This window comes from Agaricicola taiwanensis (assembly GCF_014635245.1).
GTDB classification, from domain to species: Bacteria; Pseudomonadota; Alphaproteobacteria; order Rhizobiales; family Methylopilaceae; genus Agaricicola; species Agaricicola taiwanensis.
This window is the reverse complement of sequence record NZ_BMCP01000001.1, coordinates 1,098,600-1,124,929: the sequence shown is the minus strand read 5'-3', so window position 1 is coordinate 1,124,929 and position 26,330 is coordinate 1,098,600. Positions and strand designations below refer to the sequence as shown.

Here is a 26,330-nt window from a genome sequence, read left to right as displayed (position 1 = left end):
TCTTCAAAAATATTGCTCCATCAGCGACGCCACCTCGAGATCGCGGGCTCGTTGGCTGTCGCCCCCCATCACCACCACAATCAACTGACGGCCTCCGCGCCGTGCCGAGGCGACGATGTTGTAGCCTGCAAGACGGATATATCCCGTCTTGATGCCATCAACCCCCGGCACGGTGCCCAGAAGCTTGTTGGTCGCTTCATAGCGTTTGCCGCCATAGACGAATTCGCGTGTCCGGAAGGCTGATGCATATTGCGGGAATCGCATTTTCAAGGCGCGGCCGAGAATGGCCATATCCCGTGCGGTGGTCACCTGGTTCGGATCGGGCAGCCCCGATGCATTGACAAAGCGGGTTCGGGTCATACCAAGCTGACGTGCCTTCTGGGTCATGCGCGAGGCGAAGAGGCCCTCGGACCCGGCAAGATGCTCGGCCATGACCACGGCGACATCGTTGGCCGACTTGACCGCGAGCGCTGTAACGGCATCGCGCACGGTGATCATCGACCCCGCTTTCAATCCAAGACGGGCCGGTGGTCGCGATGCCGCTTCAGGCGACACGACCATGGCATCGCCCAGCGACAGTTTTCCGGCTGCGATGTCCTCGAACGCCATGTAGAGCACCATCATCTTGGTCAGCGATGCCGGATAGCGCAACGCTTCGGCATTGACTTCATGAAGAACGGCGCCAGAGCCGGCGTCCACGACAAGGACGGAATGGCCACGCTCCTCGGCGGCCCCAAGAATGGGTGCGATCGGCGCAAGAACCGGCGTTGCGGCTTGAACTTCGGGCCGGGGGGACGACTGGCATGCCGCCAGCGCCATGGCGATCAGCCCCGCCGCGGCAATGCGGGGCAAGCGGCGTACCTTGTGACTGAACACGCAGAACTCCGATGAGGAACCGAGGCTGAATATCGCTTGCTGTTATGGCTTGGCTTTGACGATTTTGCCACCGGCGAAGTGGCCGCCAGGGCCAGGATAGCTGTGGACTGAGGGCACAGGGGCGGAGCGGCAGGTGTGCCGCCATGGTAAAAGCCGCGCCATGTGCCGACGCGGACCAACTTCATGACCACGGGAATCGACATGGGGCAGACCCCAGGCGGCCCGTCGGCCTTCATGGATCTTGCCGAGCTGCTGGCCACCCGGTTGCTGGTTCAGGGAAACTCCGGTTCCGGGAAGTCCCACCTTCTGCGGCGCCTGCTGGAGCAGAGCGCGCCCCTTGTACAGCAGGCGGTGATTGATCCGGAAGGTGACTTCGTCAGCCTGGCGGATCAGTTCGGCCATGTGGTGATCGACGCGACCTGCGGTGAGGCGGACCTCCAGAGAATCGCGCTGCGCGTGCGCCAACACCGGGTTTCGGTGGTGCTGAACCTGGAAGAGCTTGATCAGGACGAGCAGCTGCGCGCCACCGCCGCCTTTCTCGGCGGGTTGTTCGATGTCGATCGCAGCCTCTGGTATCCCATGCTGGTGGTGGTCGATGAGGCGCAGCTTTTCGCTCCCGTCATGGCGGGCGAGGCCTCGGAGGAAGCGCGGCGCCTGTCGCTGGGGGCGATGACAAACCTGATGTGCCGCGGCCGCAAACGCGGCCTTGCCGGTGTCATCGCGACCCAGCGGTTGGCGAAGCTGGCCAAGAATGTGGCGGCGGAAGCCTCCAACTTCCTGATGGGCCGCACCTTCCTCGACATCGACATGGCGCGCGCCGCAGACCTTCTCGGCATGGACAGGCGCCAGGCCGAAATGTTCCGGGATCTGGAGCGTGGGCAGTTCGTTGGCCTCGGACCGGCATTGTCGAAGCGCCCCTTGCGCATTGTCATCGGATCGGTCTCCTCGTCCGATCGCGGCGGGGCGCCCAAGCTTCTGCCGCTGCCGGAGCAACTTCCGGAGGATGCAAGCAAGCTCATCTTTACGCCGGGCGAAAATGAACCCGCGCTGGTGACGGCACCGCGTGCCGCCCGGCCACGGGCTGCGGCAGGCGAGGTCTTCCGGCAGCTTGAAGCTTATACCCCCGCGCCCATGGCGGATGTGGAACCCGAAGTGCCGTTGTCGCCGGAGGAGCGCGAAGCCGCCATGGCCGAGATCCTGCAGGAGTTGCTCGCCGATCCGGAGTCCCGCGCACGGCCCAACGCCGTGCTCTATCAGGACTTCACCGTGCGCTGCCGGATGCGCCGCATGGGACGCGGCGAGATCAGCCCCGATGACTTCAGGCGCCGTCTCGCCGTTGCCCGAGCTGGTGCGACCGAGGATATCCTGGCGAGTGACGTCTGGGACAATGCGGTGGCCTCCTCCGCCGCATTGCCCGAGGACCTCCAGGGACTGTTCCTGTTCATTGCCCGTACGGCCATCGCAGGCGCGCCCTGCCCTTCGGACGCGGAGTTGGCCGAGGTCTATGGCACACAGTCACCCAGTCGCGTGCGGCGGCTTCTCGATTATATCGAGGAGCGTGGCGTTCTGGTGTGCCACACGGATTTTCGCGGACAGCGCGTTCTCGCGCTTCCAAGCCTGGGGGTGGAGACCGCGCCTGGCTATGCCCAGCGGCCCGGTCTTGGCCGCGCCGCTGGAATGAAGTCAGCTTAGCCAGCTTCCGTCAGAGCGGCTTCAGGCCCGCCTCGATCTCGGCGCGGCGGTGCTCCAGGAAGGGCGGCAGCGCCAGGGTCTCACCCAGTGTTTCCATCGTCTCGGAATCGCTGGCAAAGCCCGGGCCGTCGGTCGCGATTTCAAAAAGAATGCCGTTCGGCTCCCTGAAGTAGAGGCTCCGGAAATAGAAGCGGTCAACCGGGCCACTGCTGGGCAGGCGGATGCTGCGCAAGCGGTCCGTCCAGGCTTCATAGTCGGCGTCCGGGATACGGAAGGCGACATGGTGCACCCCGCCCGCCCCTTGCTGCGCCTGGGGCAGATCGGGTTCAACGGCCACATGGAGCTCTGCCGCGGCACCGCCCGATCCCATCTCGTAGACGACCACCTCGGCACCTTCCTGAGCATAGCTGCGCACCCGCCGCATGTTCATGACCCGCGTCAGGACCGTTTCCGTCGGCCCGAGGTCAGGCACGCTGATGGTGATCGGCCCGAGACCCCGGATCTGACGATCGGCCGGCACCGGACTGCCGTGCCAGGGATGCGCCTCGCCGTCGCCGCCGTCGACCAGCGTCAGGCGCTGGCCTTCGAAATCCTCGAAGTCCAGCACGGTACGCCCGTCCCGCTCGGTTATGCCGTGGTGACGGACACCAGCCTCGGTAAGGCGTTTCTCCCAATAGGCCAGTGTACCCTCGCCCGCGACGCGCAGTGCCGTGCGGGAAATCGACCGCGTGCCGCGGCTCTCGCGTTCCACTGGCCAATCAAAGAAGGTGATGTCCGAACCGGGTGATGCCAGACCGTCGGCGTAGAACAGATGATAGGCGCTGACGTCGTCCTGGTTCACGGTCTTCTTGACCAGGCGAAGGCCGAGGACCTTGGTGTAGAACGCGTGGTTGCCGGGCGCGTCCGCCGTGACGGCGGTCAGATGATGAATTCCAATGAGCTGCATGTCATGTCTCCCGATCAGGAAGGCAGGCGCCCTCCGATGTGGGGGTTGAGTGTTCAAAGATCGGCAAGCCAGGCCTTGGCCATGTCTACGTCCGGCTGGCTGAGATTATGCCCGGTTGGGACCACCTGATGGCGAACCTGCGCGCCGCGCTCGCTGAGACTGGCGGCAAGGAGAGAGGCATCCGCCGCCGGAATAAGCGGGTCCAAGGCTCCCGATGACAGGAACACCGGCTTAGCCGAAAGATCCGTCTGGGGCGGTTCGGCGAAGGGCGACATGGCCCTGAACAGCACTGCTCCGGCCAAGACGTCCGACCGCAGCAACAGCAGAGCGGCTGCTATATTGGCGCCATTGGAGAACCCGAGCGCAACGGGAGGGGCAAGTTCGTAGGCTTCGCGCGCCTCATTGATGAAGTCCGCGAGCTGATGGGTGCGATGGCGAAGGTCCTCTTCGTCGAAAACGCCTTCTGCCAGACGCCTGAAGAAGCGCGGCATTCCGTTTTCAAGCACCTTGCCGCGAGGCGAGAGAAGGGCCGATCCTGGTGCTACGAAGCGACCGAGATCGACCAGGTCGTTTTCATCACCGCCCGTGCCGTGAAGGAGCAGCACCGGCGGCCTCGTCGCATCGGTTGCAGGTTCGAAACGATGGGTGAAAGACAAGAGAGACTGGACGGCCATGGTTCATCTCCGGGGGCGAAAGCCCGCCTTTGTGATGGGTTCAGCCACAGATAGGGGACGGGGAGATGAATACTACCGCACCGCCATTGCATGAGCGCAATGACGGCGTGGCGGATCTGCACCGAGGCCGCTGCAGCTAGCCCCGGCGCAGCCGCACGTCGGTTGTTTTCTCAACGGGGCCGCCGGGCCGCAGATTGTCCATGAGTGTAATGGCCATCTGACCGTTACCGCTGTTCCTGATGGTCAGAGTGGCTTTTCGGTCGCCATGGAGCGGCCGTGGCCATGTCACCGTCATCACAACGGCATCACCGCGCCGCCTGCCGCTGACCTTTGCCGGTCCCACACGCGCCCCGGTGTAGGTGCCGGTATAGAGTTTGGTGCGTGGGTTATAGCGGATGTTCGCGGCAAATGGCCTGCTGACAATAACCGCGGCGCGGCAGGAACCATCGATCGTGATGCTTCGCTGCGCGCTGTTGCCGCTCATACTGCAACGAATGTTCCAGGGGCTGTCGTCCTGCGGACGTTTCGCGCTGCCGGAACCGGACCAAGAGCCATCGAAGCGATTGATATAGTCTTCTTCGGCCGCTTTTAACGGAATCGCCGCCACGGACACAGCGGCAGCCGCGAAGACAGCAAAAAGGGAATGCGTCTGCATGCCGATCTCCTCTGGCCGGAGTTATTACTTGTTCTTGATGGCAACGCGGCTGAGAGCTCGGAAGTTTCATCGAAACGTCATGTCATTGTCGCAATAGCGAATGGCGGAAGACCTCGCCTGCGATCACGCACGCAGAGACTTTAACTGCTTCCAACCGGGAGCCAGCAAGTAGCCCGTGATGGGGATCAATAGAGCCCCGACCAAAAGCCCGACAATTCCCGATCCGGCGGCGGACACCAACCAACCGAAGAAGCCGCCCATTATGGGGGCAGCGCTGGCGGTCGCCGCCGAGGCATCGTGGATGGCATGGGCGATGCCCGCCATTCCATAGACTTCAAGCGTGTGGACGATGATGCCTCCGCCCACCCAGATCATGGCCGCAGTTCCGACCACCGCGAGAACCTTCAGGACGATGGGCATTCCCAGAACGAGCGCCCGGCCAAGCTGCCGCACCAGCGCACCAAAGCCCGTCTGTGAAGGATTGCGCGCCAGAGCGACGCCGGCATCATCGGCTTTGACGATCGCGGCCACCGCTCCATAGACCGCGATGGTGATGCAGAGGCCCACCAGCGCGAGCACCGTGGCCTGTGTCCAGAATCCTCCCTCCGGCACGGCCGCCAGTGTAATGGCCATGATTTCAGCGGAGAGGATAAAATCGGTCTTGATCGCGCTGGCGATGCGCTGATCCTCGACCGTCTGCGGATTGAGGGCAACGGTGCCGATCTCGGCCTCGTGCTCATGCGCCTTATGCGGAAAAAGCGCCTCGTAGACCTTTTCCGTCCCCTCATAGCAGAGATACGCGCCACCCAAGGCGAGAAGTGGCGTGATGGCCCAGGGAGCAAAAAAGCTCAGCGCCAGCGCGCCCGGCAAAAGGAAAAGCAGCTTGTTCTTGAGTGAACCGAGTGCGATCCGCCACACGATCGGCAGCTCACGCTCCGCGGCGAAACCCACGAGATAGCGAGGCGTTACCGCCGCATCGTCAATGACCACGCCGGCAGCCTTGGCACCGGCCTTGGCAGCCTGGCCAGCGACATCATCGAGTGAGGCCGCCGCAACCTTGGCCAAGGCCGCGACGTCGTCCAGAAGGGCGAGCAGTCCGACGCTCATGGGGATGTCTCCGTCAGGTGTTGCAGGCGCTGATGAGAACCTCCGACACCCGGCCTATGGCGTCGTCGTCGAGGTAGGGATGCATGGGAAGGCTCAGAACGTCTGCGGCGAGACGCTCACTGTTGGGAACACCGCCAGGCGCGACGGGATAGTGCCGGTAGCCGGTCTGCTGATTGAGGGGAATGGGATAGTAGACCATCGTCGGAATACCTGCCGCCTTGCATGCCGCTTGAACCTGGTCGCGGCGGGGAACGCGGACGGTATATTGCGCCCACACCGAGGTTACCCCCTCCGGAACGGGCGGCACTGCCACATGTCCATCAAGCAGTTCGGAGTAGCGCTTGGCGACACGGTTGCGGGCGATGATCTCCTCATCGAAAATCTTCATCTTTTCCAGCAGTACGGCTGCCTGCAGGGTGTCGAGCCGTGCGTTCAACCCGATGCGGACATTATCGTATTTATGCGTTCCCTGCCCGTGCACCCGAATGGATTTCAACGTTGCCGCCAGTTCGGCATCGGATGTGAGGATGGCGCCGCCATCGCCGTAACAGCCGAGGGGTTTTGAGGGAAAAAAACTAAGCCCCGTCGCATCCCCGAAGGTTCCGACCTTTTGCCCCTCGCGCGCCGCTCCATAGGACTGGGCCGCGTCGGCAAGCACTTTCATCTCGTTTTCGCGGGCGATCGCATCGATCGCGGCATAGTCGGCGGGAAGACCATAAAGATCGACTGGAATGACAGCCTTCGGACGCAGCCCCAGGTTCTGCGCCTCAGCAACGGCTGCTTTGAGGCTGTCGGGGTCGAGGGTGAAGCTGTCTTCATCCACATCCACGAAAATCGGCGTTGCTCCGACCCAGGCCACAACCTCTGCCGTCGCGACGAAGGTGAAGGCGGGGACGAAAACGGCATCGCCAGCACCTATGCCCCAGGCCATCAAGACCATGCCCAGCGCATCCGTCCCGTTGGCGCAGGAAATGGCCGAACTCGCGCCCGAGGCCGCACACAGCTGCCCCTCCAGGGCCGCAACTTCAGGACCCATGATGAAGGCACCGTGATCGAGCACGCGCGCGATCGCTACATCGAGCGCCGGCCGAAGACGTGCCTGCTGCGCGCCGAGATCAATGAAGGCCATGGTCATGCGGCGATCTCCAACCCATGGGCCGTCTCACGGTAGCGGGAGCCATCGCGCGGGCAGGTTAGATCAGCGCCCAGTTTTTCGCCTGCGCGGCTCATCCAGCCGATGCGGCGCGCCGGAACCCCGGCCATGAGAGCATGTGGTGGCACATCTCCGGTTACCACCGCCCCCGCGGCGATGAAGGCATAGGCGCCGATCTCGTGGCCGCAGACGATGGTGGCATTGGCGCCGATCGTCACGCCGCGGCGGAGCAGGCTCTTTCGGAATTCGGTCTTGCGTTCCACGGCTGCGCGAGGGTTTAGCACATTCGTGAAGACGGCGCTGGGGCCGCAAAAGACATCGTCCTCCAATTCCACCCCTTCATAAAGCGAGACATTGTTCTGGATCTTGCAGCCGTTCCCTATCCGCACGCGCGGCCCGATCATCACGTTCTGGCCGATGGAACAACGCTCGCCGATGCTGACGTGCCCAAGGATGTGACTGAAGTGCCAGATCCGTGTCCCTGCACCAATGGTGACGGGATCATCGACATAGGCGCTCTCATGAATAAGTGCGCCCGGAAACCGAGGGTCCTCGCGCAGCTCCGGGTTCATGCAGCATGCCGCCCGGCCATGGGGTGGCGCTCATCCATGTCAGGCTTCACATCCATGGTACGAAGGGCTGAGACAATCTCGATGGAGGGGCGCACCTCGTCGAGACCGAAGCCCTCCCCCTTCAGGATCGACTGATAGCTCAGCGTATGAAGATCGGTGAAGCCGCCGGAAAATTCGATCTCTTCGCCGTCGACGGTGATGGAACGGAAGGTGCTCTGTGCTTCCGGAAGGCCCTGTGGAAGATCGTGGCGATCCACAGACAGGAACCAGCGGACCCGCGCACGCTCCAGTTCCAGATAGCCCGCCATCCGTTCGGCGGAGCGCAAATGAAGGGTGTTGCGGGTGACCTTGCCGAAGATGAAGCCCAGCATGTCGAAGAAGTGCACGCCGATGTTGGTGGCGACACCTCCTGATTTCCCGTCATCACCCTTCCAGGAAATGTGATACCAGCGCCCCCGCGATGTGATGTAGCTGAGGTCCACATCGTGGATGCGGTCCGGCTCGGCCTGGACTTTCTCCCGCAGCGCCAGGATCGCAGGATGCAGGCGCAGTTGCAGGATGGTGTTTATGCGATGTCCGCTGCCCGCCTCCACTTCCGCCAACCCGTCGATGTTCCAGGGGTTCAGCACCAGCGGCTTTTCGCAGATCACATCCGCGCCGGAGCGAAGCGCAAAGCGGGCATGAGCGTCGTGCAGATAGTTGGGCGAGCAGATGCTCATATATTCAATGCCGTCGCCTCGCCGGCGCAGTTTATCGATGTGGCGGTCGAAGCGTTCGAACTCGGTGAAGAAATGTGCGTCCGGAAAATAGCTGTCGATGATCCCGACGGAATCATTGGGATCAAAGGCGACGCGCATATTTCCGCCGACAGCCTTGATGGCCTTCATGTGACGCGGCGCGATGTAACCGCCGGCACCGATCAATGCAAAGGATGGGATTGTGCTCATGGCCGGCCTATCATTTTCAGATCATCCTGCAGCTTCGATGGTATCGGAATCCGCCGTCACTCGAACCTTGCGGCCGAGAAGATCGAGCAGCACCGTCACACGGTCGCGATCGCTCATGCCTTCATAGAGCCCGATCTGTTCGGCGAAAGCGCCATCCGTGAGACGGACGGGCTGACCCGGCGTGAACGTCGGCCGCGCCAGGAGGGCGATGAAACCCTCCTCGTTCTGCCGCTTCAACAGCCCTTCCACCACGCCGGAGGGCACCGGCGCGGGACGATCGCCGTGACATACCAGCCTCGCCACACCCACCGTGGAATGCACCGCCCGCCATCGATCAGCTTCGGTGTCGAAAGCGACGAAGAGATAGCTTGGGAACAGCGGCCGTGGAACCAGGTCGATGCGGCGCGCATGGCGGCGCTTCTTCTGATAACGCGGCAGGTAGGGCGTGAACCCCTGGCGTTTCAGATGCGACGCTGCAAGTTCCTCGGAGTTGGGGCGCGTTTGCACCACATACCAGCTTGCTGTCATGCCACGCCCTTTCTTCCTTCCGGTAGAACGCGCGCGATGGCTCTTTCAAGGAGCTGCGGCACCAGCACCCGCTCGACGCCGACCTCTTCAACAGCCTTGTTATAGCTTTCCTGAGGGTTCAGAAAATCGGTCAATATGGCAGCATGAATGAGATGCGGCGCAGCGGAGAGCTCCCGAACCACGGGCACCCCCAGAAGACGCTCCTTCTTCGCCTGCGGATCAACGACAGCGGTGATTTTCACTCCCTTCTCGACAGCGCAGATCACCGTGATTTCCGCCAGGTCCGACGAGCCAACCGCAGCGATGCTGGTCCAGCCGTGATTTGCGGCTTCGTGCAAGACGGCCTCGCAATCCCGCCGGGCCTTCCGGAAGAAATCAAAGGAATAGGACAGATAGGAGGCCGTCAGCCGCGACTTTTCGGCGAAACCCTGAGGGGTCAGGTAATAGGCAAAGCGCCGTTTCGGCACCTGCTGCACCTTGATGAGCCCCTTCTTCACACAGCGCTTGAGGTAGGCATTGACCAATCCCAGCGCGACGTCCAGCTCCTGGGCAAGGGAGCGCTGCGTCACCGCGTCATCGCGCTCCACGGCCTCGAGAAGACCGAGTATAAGCGCCGCTTCATCGTCTCCGGGGATAGCGCGTTTGGATTGCATCGTGTCTCTTGTCCGGTGCCATCTAGCAGCTACAGCGTTCATCGCGTGAACGTCAAGCTTTGGGAGACTTTCTGTTGCATGGGATGATGGGATCCGGCGCGGGACGCGTCCTGCTCTATGTCGTGACCGAGGACTGGTACTTCATGTCCCATCGGTTGCCGATGGCACGCGCCGCACGCGATGCGGGATGGGATGTGCATGTGGCCGCCCGCGTGATCGACCATGGCACCGCCATCGAGGCCGAAGGATTCACGCTTCACCCTCTCGTCTGGCAACGTGCATCGCTTTCACCGCTGGCGCTGGGGCAGAATGTCCTGGCGCTGCGGCGGCTCTATGGTCAGCTCAAGCCGCAGATCATTCATCATGTGGCGCTGAAGCCGACGGTGATCGGCGGCCTCGCCAGCATCGGGCTGATACCGGAGCCGACCTGCGTCAACAGCCTCGCGGGCTTCGGCTTCGTCTTCACCTCCAAGCGCCCTTTGGCGCGACTGCTGAAGGTGCCGGTGCGCCTCGCCCTCGGGTTTCTTCTCAACCGGCAGAAGACGGTCAACATCGTCCAGAACCCCGATGATTACACGGCCTTGCAGGACATGGACGTTTCCGTCAGCCGCATCGAACTCATTCCCGGGTCCGGCGTGGACGTCGAAGTTCTACGGCCCAAGCCAGAGCCGGAGCCGCCCATCCGCATAGGTTTCGTAGGCCGCCTGCTCGAGGACAAGGGCGTGCGGACGCTGATCAAGGCGCACTTGCTGCTGCGCACGCATGGTCTCGAGCCGGAGCTGCACCTCGCGGGAACCCCTGATCCGGCCAATCCGACCTCGATTTCCCAGTCGGAGCTCAATTCCTGGAGCAAGGAGCGCGGCGTCACCCTGTGCGGCCACGTGGCCGATATCGGAAAGTTCTGGGCGGGCTGCCACATCGCCGTGCTGCCCTCGCGCCGGGAAGGCATGCCCAAAAGCCTGTTGGAAGCAGCTGCCTGCGGCCGTCCGATCGTCGCGACCGATGTGCCCGGCTGCCGCGAGGTGGCCCGGCCCGGCGTCAATGCCCTTCTGGTGCCGATGGATGACCCACAGGCGCTGGCCGATGCCCTCGCCCGCCTGTGCGGCGACAAGGGCCTGAGGGCAGCTCTCGGCATGGGCGGGCGCCGGCTCGTGGAGGAGAATTTCTCCTCCGAACGGATTGGGGCCGCGACGGTCGCACTCTATCAGCGCGCCACCCTTGTAAGCCGCTGGATGAACGCCTAGACAGCTACCCGTCCTTATCTGATCCGCAAGGCGCCCCTTGTCCCATTCCCGCACTCTTGCCGTCATTGGTCTCGGTTACGTCGGCCTTCCGGTGGCCGTGGCCTTTGGCCGGGCGGGCAATCAGGTCATCGGCTTCGACATCGACCCGGGCAGGATCGGGGAGCTTCAGGCTGGCGTGGATCGAACCCGCGAAGTGGATCATTCCGATCTTTCGCACCCTTCCCTGACCTTTACGTCCGATGAAGCGGATCTGGCACACGCCAACTTCTTCATCGTGACGGTGCCGACGCCGATCGACGAGGCCCGCCGGCCCGATCTTTCCATCGTTCGGGCGGCATCGCGCACGGTGGGGCGGCAGCTCAAGAAGGGCGATATCGTCGTCTATGAATCCACCGTCTATCCCGGCGCCACGGAAGAGGATTGCGTGCCGGTGCTGGAGGACGCATCGGGGCTCACCTGTGGTCGCGACTTCACCGTTGGCTATTCGCCTGAGCGCATCAACCCGGGAGACAAGGCGCATCGCTTCGAAACCATCACCAAGGTGGTCGCGGGGCAGGACGCCGCGACCCGCGATGTGATCGCGGCGGTCTACGGCTCGGTGGTCACCGCCGGCATCCATGTCGCGCCGTCGATACGGGCTGCCGAGGCGGCCAAGGTGATCGAGAACACGCAGCGGGATCTCAACATCGCGCTGATGAATGAGCTTTCCGCGATCTGCGAGAAGCTCGGCATCGATACCCATGACGTGCTCACAGCCGCCGCCACGAAGTGGAACTTCCTTCCCTTCACGCCCGGCCTCGTCGGCGGCCACTGCATCGGGGTTGATCCCTATTACCTCACGCACCGCGCCGAAAAAGCCGGCTATCATCCGGAAGTCATCCTTGCCGGCCGCCGCATCAACGACGGCGTCGGCGAGCGGGTGGCGCGGGCCTGTGTCCAGCTTCTGCTCAAGCGGGGTGGCGGAACGCATGTCGCGGTGCTCGGCCTCACCTTCAAGGAAGACGTTCCCGACATCCGCAACACCCGGGTCATCGATATCGTGCGGGAGCTGGAAGCCTTCGGCATCGAGACGCGCGTGGCCGATCCCATGGCAGACCCCGAAGAGGTCCGCCATGAATATGGCCTCACCCTCTATTCGATCGATGATCTGAAGGATGCGTCCGCTGTCATCCTGGCCGTACCGCATCGCGCCTATGCCGGACAGGGTTGGCCGCTGGTGACCTCGCTTCTAAAGGGTGGAAGCGGGCCGGTTCTCGACATCAAGGCGCGGCTGCCGCGTGCGGAGATGCCCCAGGGTATCGATCTCTGGCGTCTATAACGAGACGCCGCTGTTCGCGGCGCCTCGCCGAGCGGTGTCACTCCAGAGTGTAGGCGATCACGCTGTCGCCCGGCGTCGTACCGATCGAGCCATGGCCGCCTGCGGCGAGCACCACATATTGCTTGCCGTCGCTGCCGCGGTAGGTCATCGGCGTTGCCTGCCCGCCCGCGGGAAGGCGCGCCTCCCACAGTTTTTCGCCGGTTCTCATGTCGTAGGCACGCAGGTAATTGTCGAGCGTCGCGGCCGTGAAGGACACACCGCCCGCCGTGGTCAGCGTGCCGCCGTGAGCGATGATGCCCATGGGGAAGGGAATCGGCCAGGTGAAGCCCATGATCTTCTGGTCCCGCACCGTTCCGTTGCGGCGCATCCAGGCTGTCTTGCCCGTCGTCAGATCGACGCCGGCCATGAGGCCCCACGGCGGCGTCTGGCAGGGCAGGCCGATCCCTGAGCGGAACTGGGAAATGCCCACGGCATAGGGTCCGCCGAGGTTCTCGTTGAGAGGCCGCGTGCCCTCCTCCGTCAGCAAGCGGTCGTCGGTATCGCCCTCAGGCCGCGGCAGCACGTCATAGAGGTGCGACAGGCGGATCGGCGTCGCGATCAGCCACTTGTTGACCGGGTCGACCGCCACGCTGCCCCAGTTGAAGACGCCGATGTTGCCGGGATAGACCAGCGAGCCACCTATGGTGGGCGGCGTGAAGGGATTGCCGTCGTAGCGGCGCTTGTTGAATTCGACGCGGCAGAGCAACTGGTCGACGGGCGTCACGCCCCACATGTCGCTTTCGGTGAGCGGGGGCGGCGTGAAGTTCAGTGAGGAAACCGGCTGCACCGGCGACGGCTTTTCGTTGGGAACATCCGTCTCGGTCGAGACCTGCATCTCGCTGACCGGAAGCACCGGCTTCCCGTCCTGGCGATTGAGGACGAAGAGATTGCCGCCCTTGGTGGGCAGGATCACGGCGGGAATGGTCTGACCGTTCATCGGCAGGTCGATCAGCGTCGGCTGTGACGGATTATCCCGGTCCCAGAGATCATGGTAGGACGACTGGAACTTCCAGCGCAGCTGCCCCGTCGCGATGTCGAGCGCAACAAGCGCGTCCACGAACTGCTCATCCTGCTCGGTGCGGTTCCGGCCGAACTGGTCGGGTGCCTTGTTGCCGAAGGGAATGTAGACGAGCCCCAGATCCTCATCGGCACTGAAGGTGGTCCAGGCCACCGGAGAGTTGGCCTCATAGGTCTGACCCGGCGCTAAAGGCGCTGTCTCATTGGGTTTCTGAGCGTCGAACTTCCAGACGATGGCGCCGGTCCGGGCATCGAAGGCACGGATCACGCCGGAGGTGTTGTTCTCATAATAGTTGTCGGCGACGGAGCCTCCCAGAATGATCAACCCGCTGCGGGCGACCAGAGGCGCGGAGGTCTGCATATAGGTCGCCTCGCGAACCTCCGGCATATTCTCCAGAAGGTTCACATAGCCGCCCTGGCCAAAGCCCTGGCAGAGCTGGCCGGTGTCGGCGCTGATCGCGACCATCCGGGCATCGACGGTCGTGGCGATGATGCGGCGGGCGCAGTCATCGGCCGCCGGAGCAGGAGCCGGCGCTAGCGCACCAGCGGGAACCGCGGGCGCGCTGTTGGCCAAAGCCTCATCGAAATAGGACACGCCACGGCAGGTCTGATGCTGGTAGATCGCATTGGGTTTCAAACCAGGATCGAACTTCCATTTGAGCTCACCCGTCACCGGGTCGAGAGCTTCGACGATGTTGTGCGGTGTGCAATAGTAAAGCGTGTCGTTGACCTTCAGGGGCGTCGCTTCGAACGTGTATTCGGAGGCGTCATCCGGGCCCTTGAGATCGCCAGTGTGATGCTCCCAGGCGACCTTCAGGTTTTTGACGTTGTCGACCTTGATGTCGGACAGTGAGGAATAGCGCTGGCCGGCGTTGGTGCCGCCGTAGGCGGTCCATTCCTCTGCGGGAAAAGCCTCGCCTCCGGGCGCCGTCGCGGGTGCCCCCGCCGTCTGGGCGGGCAGCTCACCCTCGACAATAACCGGGTCATGGAACCAGGCGCCAACCGCCAGCACCGCGATGACCGCCACCGTCGCGCGGAGCAGTGCCGGGCTGCTGGAGGGGTTCCTGCCGCGCTCGATATCGGCGTTCCGCAGGTTACGGACGACGAAGGGCAGCGCCATCCAGAGGCCGATGAAGGTGATCAGCGCGCCGCGCGGAATCCACTGCCATTTGTCGAAGCCGACCTCCCATAGCGTCCAGATGAAGGTGACGACGAGCAGACCCGCATAGACCGCGAGGGCCGACTGGCGGCGGCGCAGCAGGAGATAGGCTGAGAGCAGCAAACCCGCTCCCATCAGGATGTAAAAGAGGCTTCCCCCCACCACGGCGAGCCAGATGCCACCGGCCAGAATAACTGCCCCCAAAAGGGCGACGACGAGGCCTGTTATCACAGCGGCCATTTCCGTTTCTCCTTCACAAGGATCATTTCCCGGAACTTCACTGCAGTGAGAGAAATGATCGATTCAACCGGCGCCCCACGGGGGTGCCGCAGCCACTGAAGGCAACCGAGGCGAGCGGATCCACGTGCATCCTCTGCCGAGGCGTGCCGTCTTGGGACAGGGACAATGGTCCATATCCTCGCGGTGACATGATGATGTGGATCCGCATGCAGAAGGGCATGGGGTTCGTCCGACGGTGGGCTGACCAATAGATAAGGCGACAGGAGATGAGGTAAAGCTCTTTCGGTGAAGCAATGGTGATATCGTTACTCCTCCGGTAAGGCCTCACCGTACAGGATCGCTTCTGCTTCTTCGATGGACATACGAGCCGTTCGAAAGGCGAGATCCGATGAAAAGCCGCCGCGAGCGAAGGCGGCGACATCCTTCATGACGGCATCTTCCGCGGACCGAAGACGCCAGGGACCGAGCCGGCGGCGCTTGGCGAAGCGGACGGCGGACAGCGCGTCATCAATCACCGAGGCGGCATCGGTCACGATGGATTCGGCGACACCCTTGACCTGCAGCATCCGCGACAGGTTACGGCGGGATTGGCCCCTCCTCGCCGCGACGGCCGCTTTCGTTTCGGCATAGGCAACGTCATCGATCAGCCGCTGCTCGCGGCAGAAGGCGACCACCTTGTCCACCATCGCGCGGATATCCGCTTCCTCCGCACCCGCGATGCGGCGCTGCGCGCGGCGGGTCAGGACACGCCGGAGGTTTTCTTCGCTGGAGATGCGCTGGGCGAGGAAATGAAGCGCGGAATTGCGCAGCCAGACTTCCCGGCGTTCGGGTGAAAGTGGTTTGGGCTCTTTCATCTCCTTCCCCTACCACAGGGCTGTACCCAGTTTACAAACCGTATCGCGAAAGCTTCAGTCGGGCTAAGATCATAGAAGGCTTATGCTGAGGGAGACCACCATGCGCTGGGGTGACTTGAGACGCAGCAGCAATGTCGAAGATCGGCGCGGCATGCGTATGCCCGGTGGCCGTGGCGGGGGGCTTGGTATCGGCACCATTCTCGTGCTGGGAATCGTTGGCTACGCGCTTGGCATCGATCCGCGCATATTGATCGGCGGCGCCGAAATGCTCCAAGGCGGCGGTTCCGGCTACGAACAGCAGGCCCCGGGCCGCGAGGGCGCGCCTGATGACGAGACAGGTCAGTTCATCTCAGCCGTCCTTGGCAGCAGCGAAGACATCTGGGGACAGATCTTTTCCGAAAGCGGCGGCGAATATCGCGAACCACGTCTTGTGGTCTTCAGCGGCGCCACCCAATCCGCCTGCGGCCTCGGGCAGTCGGCCATGGGGCCTTTTTACTGTCCGGGCGACCAGCGGATCTATCTCGACACCTCCTTCTTCCAGGAGCTCGCACAACGCTTCCGCGCGCCGGGCGAATTTGCCAATGCCTATGTGATCGCTCATGAGATCGGTCATCATGTGCAGAACCTCATCGGCATCCTGCCGCGCGTGAACGCGCAGCGGCAAAGCCTGCCGCAGGCACAGGCCAATGCTCTTTCCGTGCGCGTCGAACTGCAGGCGGACTGCTTTGCCGGCGTCTGGGCCCATCACGCCGAACAGCGCTTCAAGATCCTGGAGGAAGGGGACGTGGAGGCCGCACTCAATGCGGCTTCCGCCATCGGCGACGACAAGCTGCAGCGTCAATCGCAGGGCATGGTGGTTCCCGACAGCTTCACCCACGGCTCATCGGCGCAGCGGGTACAGTGGTTCCGGACCGGCCTTCAGTCCGGGTCGCTCAGATCCTGCGATACGTTTTCGGCCAATCCTTCCTGAGGGTCAGCTGCGCGCCGCGGTCAAGGTTGCGTGCACATCGAGCCGTTCAGACCACAGATGGATGTCCTTGAGGATGGCCCGCGCCAGGGCCGGGTCTTCCTGCACGAGGCTGAGCAGCGTGTCGCGCGGAACGAATATCATGGTGGTCGGTTTGTCGGCGAAGACATCGGCCGGCGCGATGGTATCCAGGGCGGTGATGCCCGAGAGCCAGGTGCCCGCCGTCGATTCGGTCCAGATCAAAGGTTCCGCGGTGCCGGTCACGAAACGTCGCGAGGTCCATTGTCCTTCGACGAGAAAGATGAAGTGCGCCGTCACCTCGCTCCGGGCGAGGATCGTGTCCCCGGCGGCGAAATCCTTGAGGGTGCCGCCCTGCAGGATCGCGCTGCGTGTCGAGGCCTTGAGTTGAGCGAAAAATGGTATGAGAGCCAGACGTTCAGGGGTCATCTATCACCGCTACGCTTACGTGGAGGAGAACATGGCCTCTATGATCGGGTATCGCAAGCACGGGCGAGCCGGAATGGCCGGGGTGGAGAGGGATAGATGACGCAGGACACGAAGGATTTCATCCCCCTGCGTATCGCAGTGCTGACAGTTTCCGACACCCGAAGCCTGGAGGATGATCGGTCCGGCAGCATTCTCGCCGAACGGCTTACGCTTGCAGGCCATGAGCTGGCGGATCGGCGCATCGTGGCGGACAGCGTGGCGGAGATCCGCCGATGCGTGTTCGGCTGGATCGCGAGGCCCGAGGTGGACGTCATCGTGACCACCGGGGGCACGGGATTTACGGGGCGTGACGTCACGCCGGAGGCCATCGAGCCGCTCCTGGAAAAGCGGATGGATGGCTTTGCCAGCCTGTTCCAGCAGCTTTCCTTTGATAAAATCGGCACCTCAACGATCCAATCGCGAGCAACAGGCGGCGTCGCCGGCGGCACCTTCATCTTCATTCTGCCCGGCTCCCCCGGTGCGTGCCGTGATGCCTGGGACGGTATTCTCGCAGCTCAACTCGATCATCGTCACAGGCCGTGCAACTTCGTCGAAATCGCTCCGCGGCTCGATGAAGGCATGCGCCGCAGAGGCTGAACCTTCCTCTCCCTGATTCTGCAACGAAACGTCGATGAACCTCTTCAGCCTCCGGGCGTTGGTTCTATAGGACATACTGCTTTGTTCTTGTTTTGTTCCGTCCGCCGTCTTATATTCGAGTCATGGATCAGCTTCAGCCCGACCCTCTCGGTACTTCCATCAAGGACATCGCACCTCCCCGGCGGCGAGGCCGAGGAGCGCTGACCAATGCCGTGGGCCGTTTTGAGTCCCAGACGCGGGATCTTGTCGATGACGGCTGGGAAAGTCTCGGAGATCTGCCGAAGTTCGAGACGGAGATCCGCTATGAAACCGCACGCCACATCATCACGCGCAACGATTCTCCCGATATCGGGTTCGACCGCTCCATCAATCCGTACCGCGGATGTGAGCACGGGTGCGTTTATTGTTTTGCGCGGCCATCCCACGCCTATCTTGGCCTGTCTCCCGGCCTTGATTTTGAAAGCAAGCTGACGGCCAAGACCAATGCGGCACATGTGCTGCGGCAGGAGTTGGCCCGGGAGAACTACACGCCAAAGACGATCGCGCTCGGCGCCAACACCGATCCCTATCAACCGATCGAACGGGAGCTGCGCATCACCCGCAATGTGCTGGAGGTTTTGGCAGACACGCAGCACCCGGTCGGTGTCGTCACCAAATCATCTCTTGTCCAGCGCGACATCGATCTTCTCGCTCCCATGGCGGAGAAGGGACTTGCCCGGGTCGCCATGTCGGTGACCACGCTGGATGCCGATTTCGCACGGAAGCTGGAGCCGCGTGCAACGACGCCGCAGAAGCGGATCGAAACGATCCGCAAGCTGTCGGAAGCGGGCATCCCGACGACAGTGCTGGTCGCGCCCATCATCCCGACGCTCAATGAGGACGAGATCGAGCGCATCCTCGATGCCGCTCATGCCGCCGGCGCCCGTTCGGCGGGCTATGTACTGCTGCGGCTGCCGCATGAGATCAAAGACCTCTTCCAGGAGTGGCTTCTGGAACATCGGCCTGACCGCTTTCATCGTGTGATGAACACCATCCGGCAGATGCATGGCGGCAAGCTTTATGACTCCACCTGGGGCAAACGGCAGACCGGTGACGGGGTCTACGCCTGGACGATCGGCCGCCGGTTTGAAATCGCGACGCGCCGGCTTGGCTTTGAAGGACGCGGCGCGAAGCTGAGGACCGATCTGTTTCTGAGGCCTTCCCGGCCCGGGCAGCAACTTAATCTCTTCTGATGGCAGAACGTGAGATGAGCAGGACAAAAGAGACATTTGAACCCCGCATCAGCCTGATCACGCTTGGTGTCAGGGATGTCGAGGCTTCGGCCCAGTTTTACGAACGCATGGGATTTGAGCGCTCGAAATCATCGAGCACGGATTCCGTCGTATTCATCCCTCTGCGAGGCATCGTGCTCGGCCTCTTCTCGCGCACGGCTCTTGCGGAAGACGCCGGTCTTGACGCAAGCCCGCCGACGCCCTTCGGCGGCATTACCATCGCGTACAATACGCGCTCCGAAGAGGAGGTGGACCGGCTTTTCGAGCTGATGGTCAGCGTCGGCGGCAAGCCCCTCAAGGCGCCGCAGAAGGTCTTCTGGGGCGGCTATTCCTGCTATGTGGCAGATCCCGACGGGCACCCTTGGGAGATCGCCTTCAATCCACATTGGGAGGTAAGCCCGGATGGTGCCATGCGGCTTCCGGCCGGTTGATTTGAGTCGTTTGGCCCCATGGATGTGGAAGCTGGAAGAGGCTAACAAGGTGACATGTTTCGTTTTGGCGATTCTCGTCACCGATGACCTTACCGCTCTTTCCCGATGATCTCGTCGGCGCCTCCGGCCATGTCGCCGGTCTTGATGAGGTAGGGCGCGGACCTCTTGCAGGTCCGGTGGTCACGGCTGCGGTCATTCTTGATCCGGATCAGGTGCCGAACGGGCTTGCCGATTCCAAGGTTTTGACGCGCGAGCGGCGCGAAGAGCTCTATACGGAAATCATGGCCACGGCGTGCGTCAGCGTCGCCATGGCAAAGCCCGAAACCATCGACCGCCTCAACATTCGCGGGGCCACGCTCGACGCCATGAGGCGCGCCGTGTTGGGGCTGGCGCTGCGCCCGGCGCTGGTTCTGGTGGACGGCCGGGACATCCCCCCCTATCTACCCTGCCCTGCACAGGCCATCATTGGCGGGGATGCGACGGTGGCCTCGATCGCCGCTGCTTCGATCATCGCCAAGGTCACACGCGACCGACTGATGGCGCGGCTCGGCATTCATCACCCGGCCTATGGTTTCGAACGCCACGTCGGCTATTCCACCCCGGAGCATCGTCAGGCCCTCACCCTCGTCGGCGTCACAGTGCATCACCGGCGGTCGTTCGCGCCGGTGAGAGAGCTTCTGATGGTGGCCGAAATCTCTCCCGCGGAAGATCAGCTCGCATAAAAAAAGCCGCGCTGGTGCGCGGCTCTTATTGGCGTTTGAGGCAGGCTTCAGTTCAGCTTGGCTCTGACCTCGGCAATGCCGTTATCCAGAAGATCGCTTGCGACCTTGCCCTTCACCGAGCCGGTGAAGATACGTCCGGCGGCGGCGACAGCCGCGTCCGCGGCCGCAGCCTTCACTTCCGCCACCGCCTGGGCCTCTGCCTGGGAGATTTTCTCTTCCGCACTCTTGGTGCGACGAGCAACATATTCCTCAGCCTTCGCCTTGGCCTCCTTGGCCAGCCGTTCAGCCTCGACCTTGGCCGCGGTGACGATGGCCTCGGCCTCCTCTTCGGCCTGGCGGCGCTTGCGCTGGTATTCGGCCAGTAGCTTGTGCGCGTCCTCGCGCAGTCGCTTGGCTTCTTCCAGCTCCTGCGCGATGCGCTCGGCGCGTGTGTCCAGCATCGACGCCACCTTCTTGTGGACGCCGAGGCCCAACAGAACAGCGACAAAGACGATGAAGCCGATGGCAACCCAAAGCTCAGGAGTGTTCGCCATTACAAGTCTCCTCAGCGGGCCAGCGCGGCATCAACCGCACCCGCAACCTCATCAGCCGTCGGCGTCGTGCCGGTCAGCTGAGCAACGATAGCGCCCGCGGCATCGATGGCGATGCTGCGGACATTACCGAGCGCCGCCTGCTTCGTTTCGGTGATGCGGGCTTCGGCCACCTTTAGCTTTTCGTCCAGAGCTGCCTCGATCTCCTTGCGCGACGCCTCGGCCGCGGCTGCGGTCTTGGCATGGTTCTCGGCGGCGATGGCCTGAGCCTTGGCGCGTGCTTGCGCCAGGGCCTGCTCGTAGGCAGCGATGGCTTCCTGTGTCTCATCCTGAAGCTTCTGCGCTTCGGCGAGGTCGGACGCGATGCGGTCGCGGCGAACCTCGAGGATGGAGCCGACACGTGGCAGAGCCACTTTCGCCATCAGGAAGTAGAGCGCGCCGAAGGTCAGCGCGAGCCACAGAATCTGGGAGGCGAAGGTTTCGCTTTCGAACGGCGGGAAGGATCCGCCGTGGGCGCTATCCTGGAGCTCAGACGTTGCCGCCCGCTCCTCGGCTGCGATGGGAGGCACAGCCGGGTCGCCTTGAGCAAGAATGATCGCCTGGGTTTTGACGTCGGACATGGATCCCAAACCGGTTCAAGAAGGGCCGGCGCCGAGGCGCCGATCCAGATCAGACGGCGAACAGGAGGAGAAGCGCGACGAGCAGCGAGAAGATGCCCAGAGCTTCCGTCACCGCGAAGCCGAAGATCAGACGGGCGAACTGGCCATCGGCAGCCGAGGGGTTGCGCAGTGCGCCAGCGAGGTAGCTGGAGAAGATGTTGGCAACGCCGATTGCGGCGCCGCCCATGCCGAGAGTGGCAAGACCTGCACCAAGGAACTTTGCGGCTTCAGCTTCCATGATTGATTACTCCTGTAGGATTTTTAGTGAAGAGGTTGACGTTGAATTGCTCAGTGGCCGGGATGGATCGCGTCGTTGAGGTAAAGGCAGGTCAACAGCGTGAACACATAGGCCTGGATGAAGGCGACGAAGATTTCAAAGCCAGTGAGCGCGACCACGAGAGCAAAAGGCAAAACCGCACCGGCAGCTCCGAGGGCACCCATGCTGCCCAGCCCCGCCACGAAGCCCGCGAAGACCTTCAGCGTGATGTGGCCGGCCAGCATATTGGCGAAGAGACGAACGGAGAGGCTGATCGGGCGCGACAGGAAGGAGATCACTTCGATGGCGATCACCAGCGGCAGCAGCACGCCGGGAATGCCATGCGGTACGAAGAGCTTGAGGAACTTCAGTCCGTTTTTCCAGAAGCCATAGACGATCACGGTGAGGATAACGATCGCCGCCAGGCCGAAGGTGACGATGATGTGGCTCGTCACGGTGAAGGCATAAGGGAGCATGCCGAAGAGATTCGCCACCAGGACGAACATGAACAGCGAGAAGATCAGCGGGAAAAACCGCATGCCGTCATTGCCGGCGGATTGTCGTACGGTCAAGGCGACGAATTCGTAGGAGAGCTCGGCAAGCGACTGCCAGCGCCCCGGGATCAGGGTGCGGCCCTGTGTGGTGAGCACGAGGAAGAGGAAGACCGTCGCAACGGTCGCGACCATGAAAGCGGCTGAATTGGTGAACGCAATGGGAACGCCACCGATTTCGCCCAGCGGGACGAGATTCTTGATCTCAAACTGATGTATCGGATCCGCCATATGGCCTCTTCACTCGTCCTTGCTGCTCTTGGATCCGCCATCCGGAGATGCCGTCCCCCCAAGCCCCTGTCCAGCCAGCCCGGCGGCGCGCATGACGTTCAGCACACCGGCCACGAAGCCGAGAAGTACACACACAATCAGCCCCCAGGGCGATGTCTCGAACCAATAGTCGATCATCCACCCGAGGCCGCCGCCGGCAACCACTCCCGCGATGAACTCCGAGGACAGCCTCAGCGCCACCGCAAAACCGCGATTGTCGGTCGCCCGGCGGTCGTTCTTCGAAGTCTCGACCTTCTGCTTCGAGCGCGCACGATCAAGCGCTGCGTCGATGCTTCTGAGCCTCTCGGAAAGATCGCCCGAACCTGAATTCGAGGATGCCTGGGTCTCGTCGCGGTCACCGTTGGACATGGCCAGCTGACGCTCCAAACACAGGCTGCATACCCTTCAAATTCGGCGGCACCATAGTGATGGCAAGAATCTGAGTCAAGGCGGCCTTACCAGATATTAACCCGCTCATTTTTGAACGAATCGCGCGACCCGGCCTTAAACGGCCTCACGCAGTTGCTCGGCGGCCTCAAGATCGACTGAAACTAATTGGCTCACGCCCCGTTCCGCCATGGTGACACCGAACAGCCGGGCCATATGGCTCATGGTGACGGGGTTGTGCGTCACAATCATAAAACGCGTCGCGGTATCATGGCTCATCACCTTCAGAAGGTGACAGAATCTTTCCACATTGGCGTCGTCGAGCGGTGCGTCGACCTCATCGAGCACGCAGATCGGCGCAGGGTTGGTCAGGAAAATTGCGAAAATCAAGGCGAGAGCGGTCAGCGTCTGCTCCCCGCCCGAGAGCAGCGACAGGGTCTGCGACTTCTTGCCTGGGGGCCGCGCCATGATCTCCAGCCCCGCCTGAAGCGGGTCGTCGGATTCCACGAGGGTGAGATGCGCCTCACCGCCACCGAAGAGGGTCACGAAGAGCCGCTCGAAATGGGCGTTGACCTCAGTGAAGGCGGCATCAAGCCGTTCCCGGCCTTCACGATTCAGCGTCTGGATCGCCTGCCGCAGCTGACGGATCGCCTCATTGAGATCGTCGCGCTCATGGGACAGCGAATCATAGGTCATCTGGACCTCGACAAGCTCGTCCTCGGCCCGCAGATTCACAGCACCGAGACGTTCCCTGTCGCGCTTCAGGCTGTCGAGCTCGGCCATGAGATCATCAAGGGCGGTTTCGCTCTCGGGCACCCCCGCGGGACCTCGGCCCAGCGTTTCGCGAAGCCTTGCCTCCGCCTCCCCGACCCGTACCTTCATGGCATCATGGCGGGCTTCAGCTCGCGCCAGCGCTTCACGCGCCTGCGAGAGTGACGACAGGGCTGCCCGTGCGACCCGCTCCGCCTCGATCCGCAGGGCTTCGGCCCGGCTCAGGCGGTCGCTGGCCTCCCGCGCTTCCTGTTCCGCCGTATCAAATGTCGCGAGAAGCGCCCGGCGGCGCGCTCCAAGATCATCAGGCAGTGACACCAGGCGCGTGCGCTCCGTGTCATGTTCCGCCTTGCGTGCGGCAAGGGTGTCAAGATGGGCTGTGGCATCAGCCTGCCGGGCTTGCCAGGCGCGGCGCTCGGCCGTGATGCTGGCGCGCCGCGCCTGTCTTTGTGTCCGCTCGCGGGCGATGGATTGTCGCGCCGCGTTGAGATCCGCCGCAAGGGAACGGGCCTTCTCCGCCTCCTGGCGAGCACCCTCCACCTCGCTCGCTTCAGCCTCAGGCAACTTCCGGCGGCGCTCGGCCACATCAGCGCGACGCTTTTCCGCTTCCGCCAGATCCTGCTGCAGGCGCTCAATCGTAGCAGCGATACCGGCAAGGCTTGCCGTGCGTTCGGCCACTGAACGCTCTGCCGCGGCGCGCTGCGTGCGGAGCGCATCGGCTCTCTGCCGCGCCAGTTGCGCGAGGCGCGCGGCCTGCTTCTCTTTCTCCTGCGCCTCGCTCAGGACCTGGCGGACCTTCTCCGCATCCCGACGCCGGGCCTCCGCCTGTTGCCGCGCGTTGAGGACGTGGCCCTCAACCTCTGCGAGGCGGTTGCGCTCGGCCAGCTTCAGAGCTGCCCGAGATGGTGCGGTGGAAGCGGCGGTGAAGCCGTCCCAGCGCCAGAGGTCCCCCTCAAAGCTGACGAGCGATTGTCCCGGCGCCAACGCGTCCTGGAGCCCAGCCCCATCCTCCTGGCGCACGACGGCGATGAAGGCGAGACGACGGGCAAGTTCGGCTGGCGCCTTTACACGGCCGGCGATCGGTATCGCGCCTTGAGGAAACTCAACCGCCGCAAGCGGCGGCAATGCCCGCCAGCGGTCCTTCGGCGCATCCAGCGCTTCCGCCAGAGCCGCACCGAGCGCCGTTTCCCAGCCCGGTTCGACGGTCAGCTCATTCAGCAGCGGCGCGCCATCGCCGCTCGAACCGGCCGCGACCAGACGCGCCAGCGTATCGCGCTCCACCTCATAGCGCCGCAGTTCGGCCTCGGCTTCCTTCAATGGAGCGGCCGCGGCGAGCTCTGCATCCCGCGCGCGCTGGAGTTCCGCATCGGCGTCCTGCCGCGTAGCCTCCGCCTGCGCCAGCGCCGCATCGGCCTGCTCGGCCTCACCGGCCAATGCCGTGATGGGATCCTGCGCCTGCTCGCGCTCCAGGCTTTCCATCAGCCGCCGGTTCTTGTCGATCTCAAGCGTGAGACGTTCCGCCCGATCGGTCGCATCACGCTCTGCCCTCACCAGCGCGTCCTGTGCGGCGCGGCGCTCGGCCGCGGCCAAGGCGCGATCGGACAGGGTTTTCTCCGCAGCCACGCGTGCCCGTTCGGCCTCCTGCCAGCGCGTCTCTGCGACAGCCTCGGCTGCCGCGCCGTCCGTGTCATCGCCCAGGGCCGCTTCCTCCCCCGCGAGGCGTTCCAAGCTGGCGGCGGCGTCTTGGAGAAGCGCCTCACCACGGGCCATATCCCCGGCGATGGCGCCGAGTTGACGCTCGACCTCCACCAGCCGGCTGGCCGCCTGCTTCTCCTCCCGGTCGAGATCGTTGATGGCGTGGCGAATGCGTTCAACCGCGGCGATGCTGCCGGCGGCGGTCTCACGCAAGGGTGGAACCGCATGGGCCGCAACCCCTTCCGCCCGCGCCGCTTCACCCTGATGTCGGAGTTCCTCGGCAACGAGCCGCTCAGCCTCCTCCACCGCCCGCCGGGCATCACCGGCGTCTGCCACGGCGGCCGCATAGGCCCGCTCCAGCACGACGGCCTCCAGCCGGCGGATTTCCGCGGAGATCTGGCGATAGCGGCCGGCATGGCGGGCCTGCCGCTTGAGGCTTTCGATCTGTACGGTCAGCCGCCCGACCACATCTTCCACCCTCAGGAGATTCTGTTCGGCCGACCGCAGCCTGAGCTCCGCTTCGTGACGGCGCACATGAAGGCCGGCGATTCCAGCTGCCTCCTCCAATACGCGGCGGCGGGCTTCCGGCTTCGCGTTGATGATTTCGCCCACCTGGCCCTGGCGCACAAGCGAGGGCGAGCGCGCTCCGGTCGAGGCATCGGCGAAGAGGATCTGCACGTCGCGAGCGCGCACCTCGCGCCCGTTGATCCGATAGGAGGAGCCTTTCCCGCGCTCGACACGGCGAGCGACTTCCAGCGTTTCTTCCGCCGTCCAGGGCTGCGGCGCCTCATGAGCCGAATTATCAAGGGTCAGGCCGACTTCAGCGACATTCCGCGCCGGGCGCTCCTTTGAGCCCGCGAAAATGACGTCATCCATCTCAGCGGCGCGGAGCGTCTTGTGCGAACTCTCGCCCATGACCCAGCGCAGCCCTTCGACCAGATTGGACTTGCCACACCCATTGGGCCCGACGATGCCCGTCAGGCCCGGCTCGATGAGAAAGTCGGACTGATCAACGAAGGACTTGAAGCCGTGAAGACGAAGGCGTGTCAGCTTCATGCGGCGA

The 26,330-nt window shown here is 63.4% G+C and carries 27 protein-coding genes; 8 read left to right on the top strand and 19 right to left on the bottom strand.

The window, feature by feature from the left end:
• Window positions 1-3 precede the first annotated feature (3 nt).
• Window positions 4-876 carry a D-alanyl-D-alanine carboxypeptidase family protein gene (locus tag IEV58_RS05335; RefSeq protein WP_229729197.1) on the bottom strand — a complete coding sequence of 291 codons (873 nt, stop codon included), beginning with the start codon at window positions 874-876 and terminating at the stop codon, window positions 4-6.
• 183 nt (window positions 877-1,059) lie between these two features.
• On the opposite strand from IEV58_RS05335, the gene IEV58_RS05330 reads away from it, so the two are divergent.
• Window positions 1,060-2,568 carry a helicase HerA domain-containing protein gene (locus IEV58_RS05330; protein WP_188408623.1) on the top strand — a complete coding sequence of 503 codons (1,509 nt, stop codon included), beginning with the start codon at window positions 1,060-1,062 and terminating at the stop codon, window positions 2,566-2,568.
• A gap of 10 nt (window positions 2,569-2,578) precedes the next feature.
• On the opposite strand, the gene IEV58_RS05325 is transcribed toward IEV58_RS05330, so the two are convergent.
• The 9 genes from IEV58_RS05325 to IEV58_RS05285 all read right to left on the bottom strand — a co-directional run bounded on the left by IEV58_RS05325 (window position 2,579) and on the right by IEV58_RS05285 (window position 9,803).
• A complete protein-coding gene (locus tag IEV58_RS05325) occupies window positions 2,579-3,514 on the bottom strand; it encodes a ring-cleaving dioxygenase (RefSeq protein ID WP_188408622.1) in 936 nt (311 codons plus the stop codon).
• Window positions 3,515-3,567: 53 nt separating this feature from the next.
• On the bottom strand, window positions 3,568-4,188 hold the full coding sequence (locus IEV58_RS05320; protein ID WP_188408621.1) for an alpha/beta hydrolase: 621 nt from the start codon (window positions 4,186-4,188) through the stop codon (window positions 3,568-3,570).
• A 136-nt stretch (window positions 4,189-4,324) separates the two neighbouring features.
• A complete protein-coding gene (locus IEV58_RS05315; protein WP_188408620.1) occupies window positions 4,325-4,843 on the bottom strand; it encodes a hypothetical protein in 519 nt (172 codons plus the stop codon).
• A 123-nt stretch (window positions 4,844-4,966) separates the two neighbouring features.
• On the bottom strand, window positions 4,967-5,950 hold the full coding sequence (locus IEV58_RS05310) for a DUF808 domain-containing protein (protein WP_188408619.1): 984 nt from the start codon (window positions 5,948-5,950) through the stop codon (window positions 4,967-4,969).
• A 13-nt stretch (window positions 5,951-5,963) separates the two neighbouring features.
• Window positions 5,964-7,085 carry a DegT/DnrJ/EryC1/StrS family aminotransferase gene (locus tag IEV58_RS05305; RefSeq protein ID WP_188408618.1) on the bottom strand — a complete coding sequence of 374 codons (1,122 nt, stop codon included), beginning with the start codon at window positions 7,083-7,085 and terminating at the stop codon, window positions 5,964-5,966.
• Window positions 7,082-7,675, bottom strand: a complete 594-nt coding sequence (locus tag IEV58_RS05300; RefSeq protein ID WP_188408617.1) for an acyltransferase — start codon at window positions 7,673-7,675, stop codon at window positions 7,082-7,084. The genes IEV58_RS05305 and IEV58_RS05300 overlap by 4 nt, the downstream gene beginning before the upstream one ends.
• On the bottom strand, window positions 7,672-8,622 hold the full coding sequence (locus tag IEV58_RS05295; protein WP_229729196.1) for a Gfo/Idh/MocA family oxidoreductase: 951 nt from the start codon (window positions 8,620-8,622) through the stop codon (window positions 7,672-7,674). Before IEV58_RS05295 ends, IEV58_RS05300 begins: the two co-directional genes overlap by 4 nt.
• A 21-nt stretch (window positions 8,623-8,643) precedes the next feature.
• The gene (nusG, locus tag IEV58_RS05290; RefSeq protein ID WP_188408616.1) at window positions 8,644-9,150 is read right to left on the bottom strand and encodes a transcription termination/antitermination protein NusG; all 507 of its coding nucleotides are present in this window, start codon (window positions 9,148-9,150) and stop codon (window positions 8,644-8,646) included.
• Window positions 9,147-9,803, bottom strand: coding sequence for a winged helix-turn-helix transcriptional regulator (locus tag IEV58_RS05285; protein WP_188408615.1), 657 nt, complete (start codon window positions 9,801-9,803; stop codon window positions 9,147-9,149). Before IEV58_RS05285 ends, nusG begins: the two co-directional genes overlap by 4 nt.
• 83 nt (window positions 9,804-9,886) lie before the next feature.
• Between IEV58_RS05285 and IEV58_RS05280 the strand changes: the two genes are divergently transcribed.
• Window positions 9,887-11,047 carry a glycosyltransferase family 4 protein gene (locus IEV58_RS05280; RefSeq protein ID WP_188408614.1) on the top strand — a complete coding sequence of 387 codons (1,161 nt, stop codon included), beginning with the start codon at window positions 9,887-9,889 and terminating at the stop codon, window positions 11,045-11,047.
• A 37-nt stretch (window positions 11,048-11,084) separates the two neighbouring features.
• A complete protein-coding gene (locus IEV58_RS05275) occupies window positions 11,085-12,365 on the top strand; it encodes a nucleotide sugar dehydrogenase (protein ID WP_188408613.1) in 1,281 nt (426 codons plus the stop codon).
• A 37-nt stretch (window positions 12,366-12,402) separates the two neighbouring features.
• Here the strand turns inward: IEV58_RS05275 and IEV58_RS05270 are convergent, their stop codons facing one another.
• A complete protein-coding gene (locus IEV58_RS05270; RefSeq protein WP_188408612.1) occupies window positions 12,403-14,820 on the bottom strand; it encodes a membrane-bound PQQ-dependent dehydrogenase, glucose/quinate/shikimate family in 2,418 nt (805 codons plus the stop codon).
• Window positions 14,821-15,125: 305 nt separating this feature from the next.
• Window positions 15,126-15,674 (bottom strand): regulatory protein RecX, encoded by a 549-nt coding sequence (locus IEV58_RS05265; protein ID WP_188408611.1) that lies wholly within the window; start codon window positions 15,672-15,674, stop codon window positions 15,126-15,128.
• Window positions 15,675-15,774: 100 nt separating this feature from the next.
• On the opposite strand from IEV58_RS05265, the gene ypfJ reads away from it, so the two are divergent.
• On the top strand, window positions 15,775-16,644 hold the full coding sequence (gene ypfJ, locus IEV58_RS05260; RefSeq protein ID WP_188408610.1) for a KPN_02809 family neutral zinc metallopeptidase: 870 nt from the start codon (window positions 15,775-15,777) through the stop codon (window positions 16,642-16,644).
• 3 nt (window positions 16,645-16,647) lie between these two features.
• Here ypfJ and IEV58_RS05255 read toward each other — a convergent pair whose 3' ends face one another.
• Window positions 16,648-17,088, bottom strand: coding sequence for a Crp/Fnr family transcriptional regulator (locus IEV58_RS05255; protein WP_188408609.1), 441 nt, complete (start codon window positions 17,086-17,088; stop codon window positions 16,648-16,650).
• Window positions 17,089-17,184: 96 nt separating this feature from the next.
• Between IEV58_RS05255 and moaB the strand changes: the two genes are divergently transcribed.
• The 4 genes from moaB (at window position 17,185) to rnhB (ending at window position 20,148) form a co-directional block, all read left to right on the top strand.
• A complete protein-coding gene (gene moaB / locus IEV58_RS05250) occupies window positions 17,185-17,724 on the top strand; it encodes a molybdenum cofactor biosynthesis protein B (RefSeq protein WP_188408608.1) in 540 nt (179 codons plus the stop codon).
• Window positions 17,725-17,846: 122 nt separating this feature from the next.
• Entirely contained in the window at window positions 17,847-18,956 is a 1,110-nt protein-coding gene (locus IEV58_RS05245) for a PA0069 family radical SAM protein (protein WP_188408607.1), read from the top strand.
• Between the two features lie 14 nt (window positions 18,957-18,970).
• Window positions 18,971-19,426, top strand: a complete 456-nt coding sequence (locus IEV58_RS05240; RefSeq protein WP_188408606.1) for a VOC family protein — start codon at window positions 18,971-18,973, stop codon at window positions 19,424-19,426.
• Window positions 19,427-19,509: 83 nt separating this feature from the next.
• Entirely contained in the window at window positions 19,510-20,148 is a 639-nt protein-coding gene (gene rnhB, locus IEV58_RS05235; RefSeq protein ID WP_188408605.1) for a ribonuclease HII, read from the top strand.
• Window positions 20,149-20,195: 47 nt separating this feature from the next.
• Here rnhB and IEV58_RS05230 read toward each other — a convergent pair whose 3' ends face one another.
• The 6 genes from IEV58_RS05230 to IEV58_RS05205 form a co-directional block, all read right to left on the bottom strand.
• Window positions 20,196-20,681 (bottom strand): F0F1 ATP synthase subunit B family protein, encoded by a 486-nt coding sequence (locus IEV58_RS05230; RefSeq protein ID WP_188408604.1) that lies wholly within the window; start codon window positions 20,679-20,681, stop codon window positions 20,196-20,198.
• An 11-nt stretch (window positions 20,682-20,692) separates the two neighbouring features.
• A complete protein-coding gene (locus tag IEV58_RS05225; protein ID WP_188408603.1) occupies window positions 20,693-21,298 on the bottom strand; it encodes a F0F1 ATP synthase subunit B in 606 nt (201 codons plus the stop codon).
• Window positions 21,299-21,347: 49 nt separating this feature from the next.
• Window positions 21,348-21,575 carry a F0F1 ATP synthase subunit C gene (locus IEV58_RS05220; protein WP_131003327.1) on the bottom strand — a complete coding sequence of 76 codons (228 nt, stop codon included), beginning with the start codon at window positions 21,573-21,575 and terminating at the stop codon, window positions 21,348-21,350.
• A gap of 50 nt (window positions 21,576-21,625) precedes the next feature.
• Window positions 21,626-22,375: a F0F1 ATP synthase subunit A gene (locus IEV58_RS05215; protein WP_188408602.1), complete on the bottom strand. Its 750-nt coding sequence runs from the start codon at window positions 22,373-22,375 to the stop codon at window positions 21,626-21,628.
• Between the two features lie 9 nt (window positions 22,376-22,384).
• Entirely contained in the window at window positions 22,385-22,783 is a 399-nt protein-coding gene (locus IEV58_RS05210; RefSeq protein WP_188408601.1) for an AtpZ/AtpI family protein, read from the bottom strand.
• A 135-nt stretch (window positions 22,784-22,918) separates the two neighbouring features.
• The gene (locus tag IEV58_RS05205) at window positions 22,919-26,323 is read right to left on the bottom strand and encodes a chromosome segregation SMC family protein (RefSeq protein ID WP_188408600.1); all 3,405 of its coding nucleotides are present in this window, start codon (window positions 26,321-26,323) and stop codon (window positions 22,919-22,921) included.
• Window positions 26,324-26,330 lie beyond the last annotated feature (7 nt).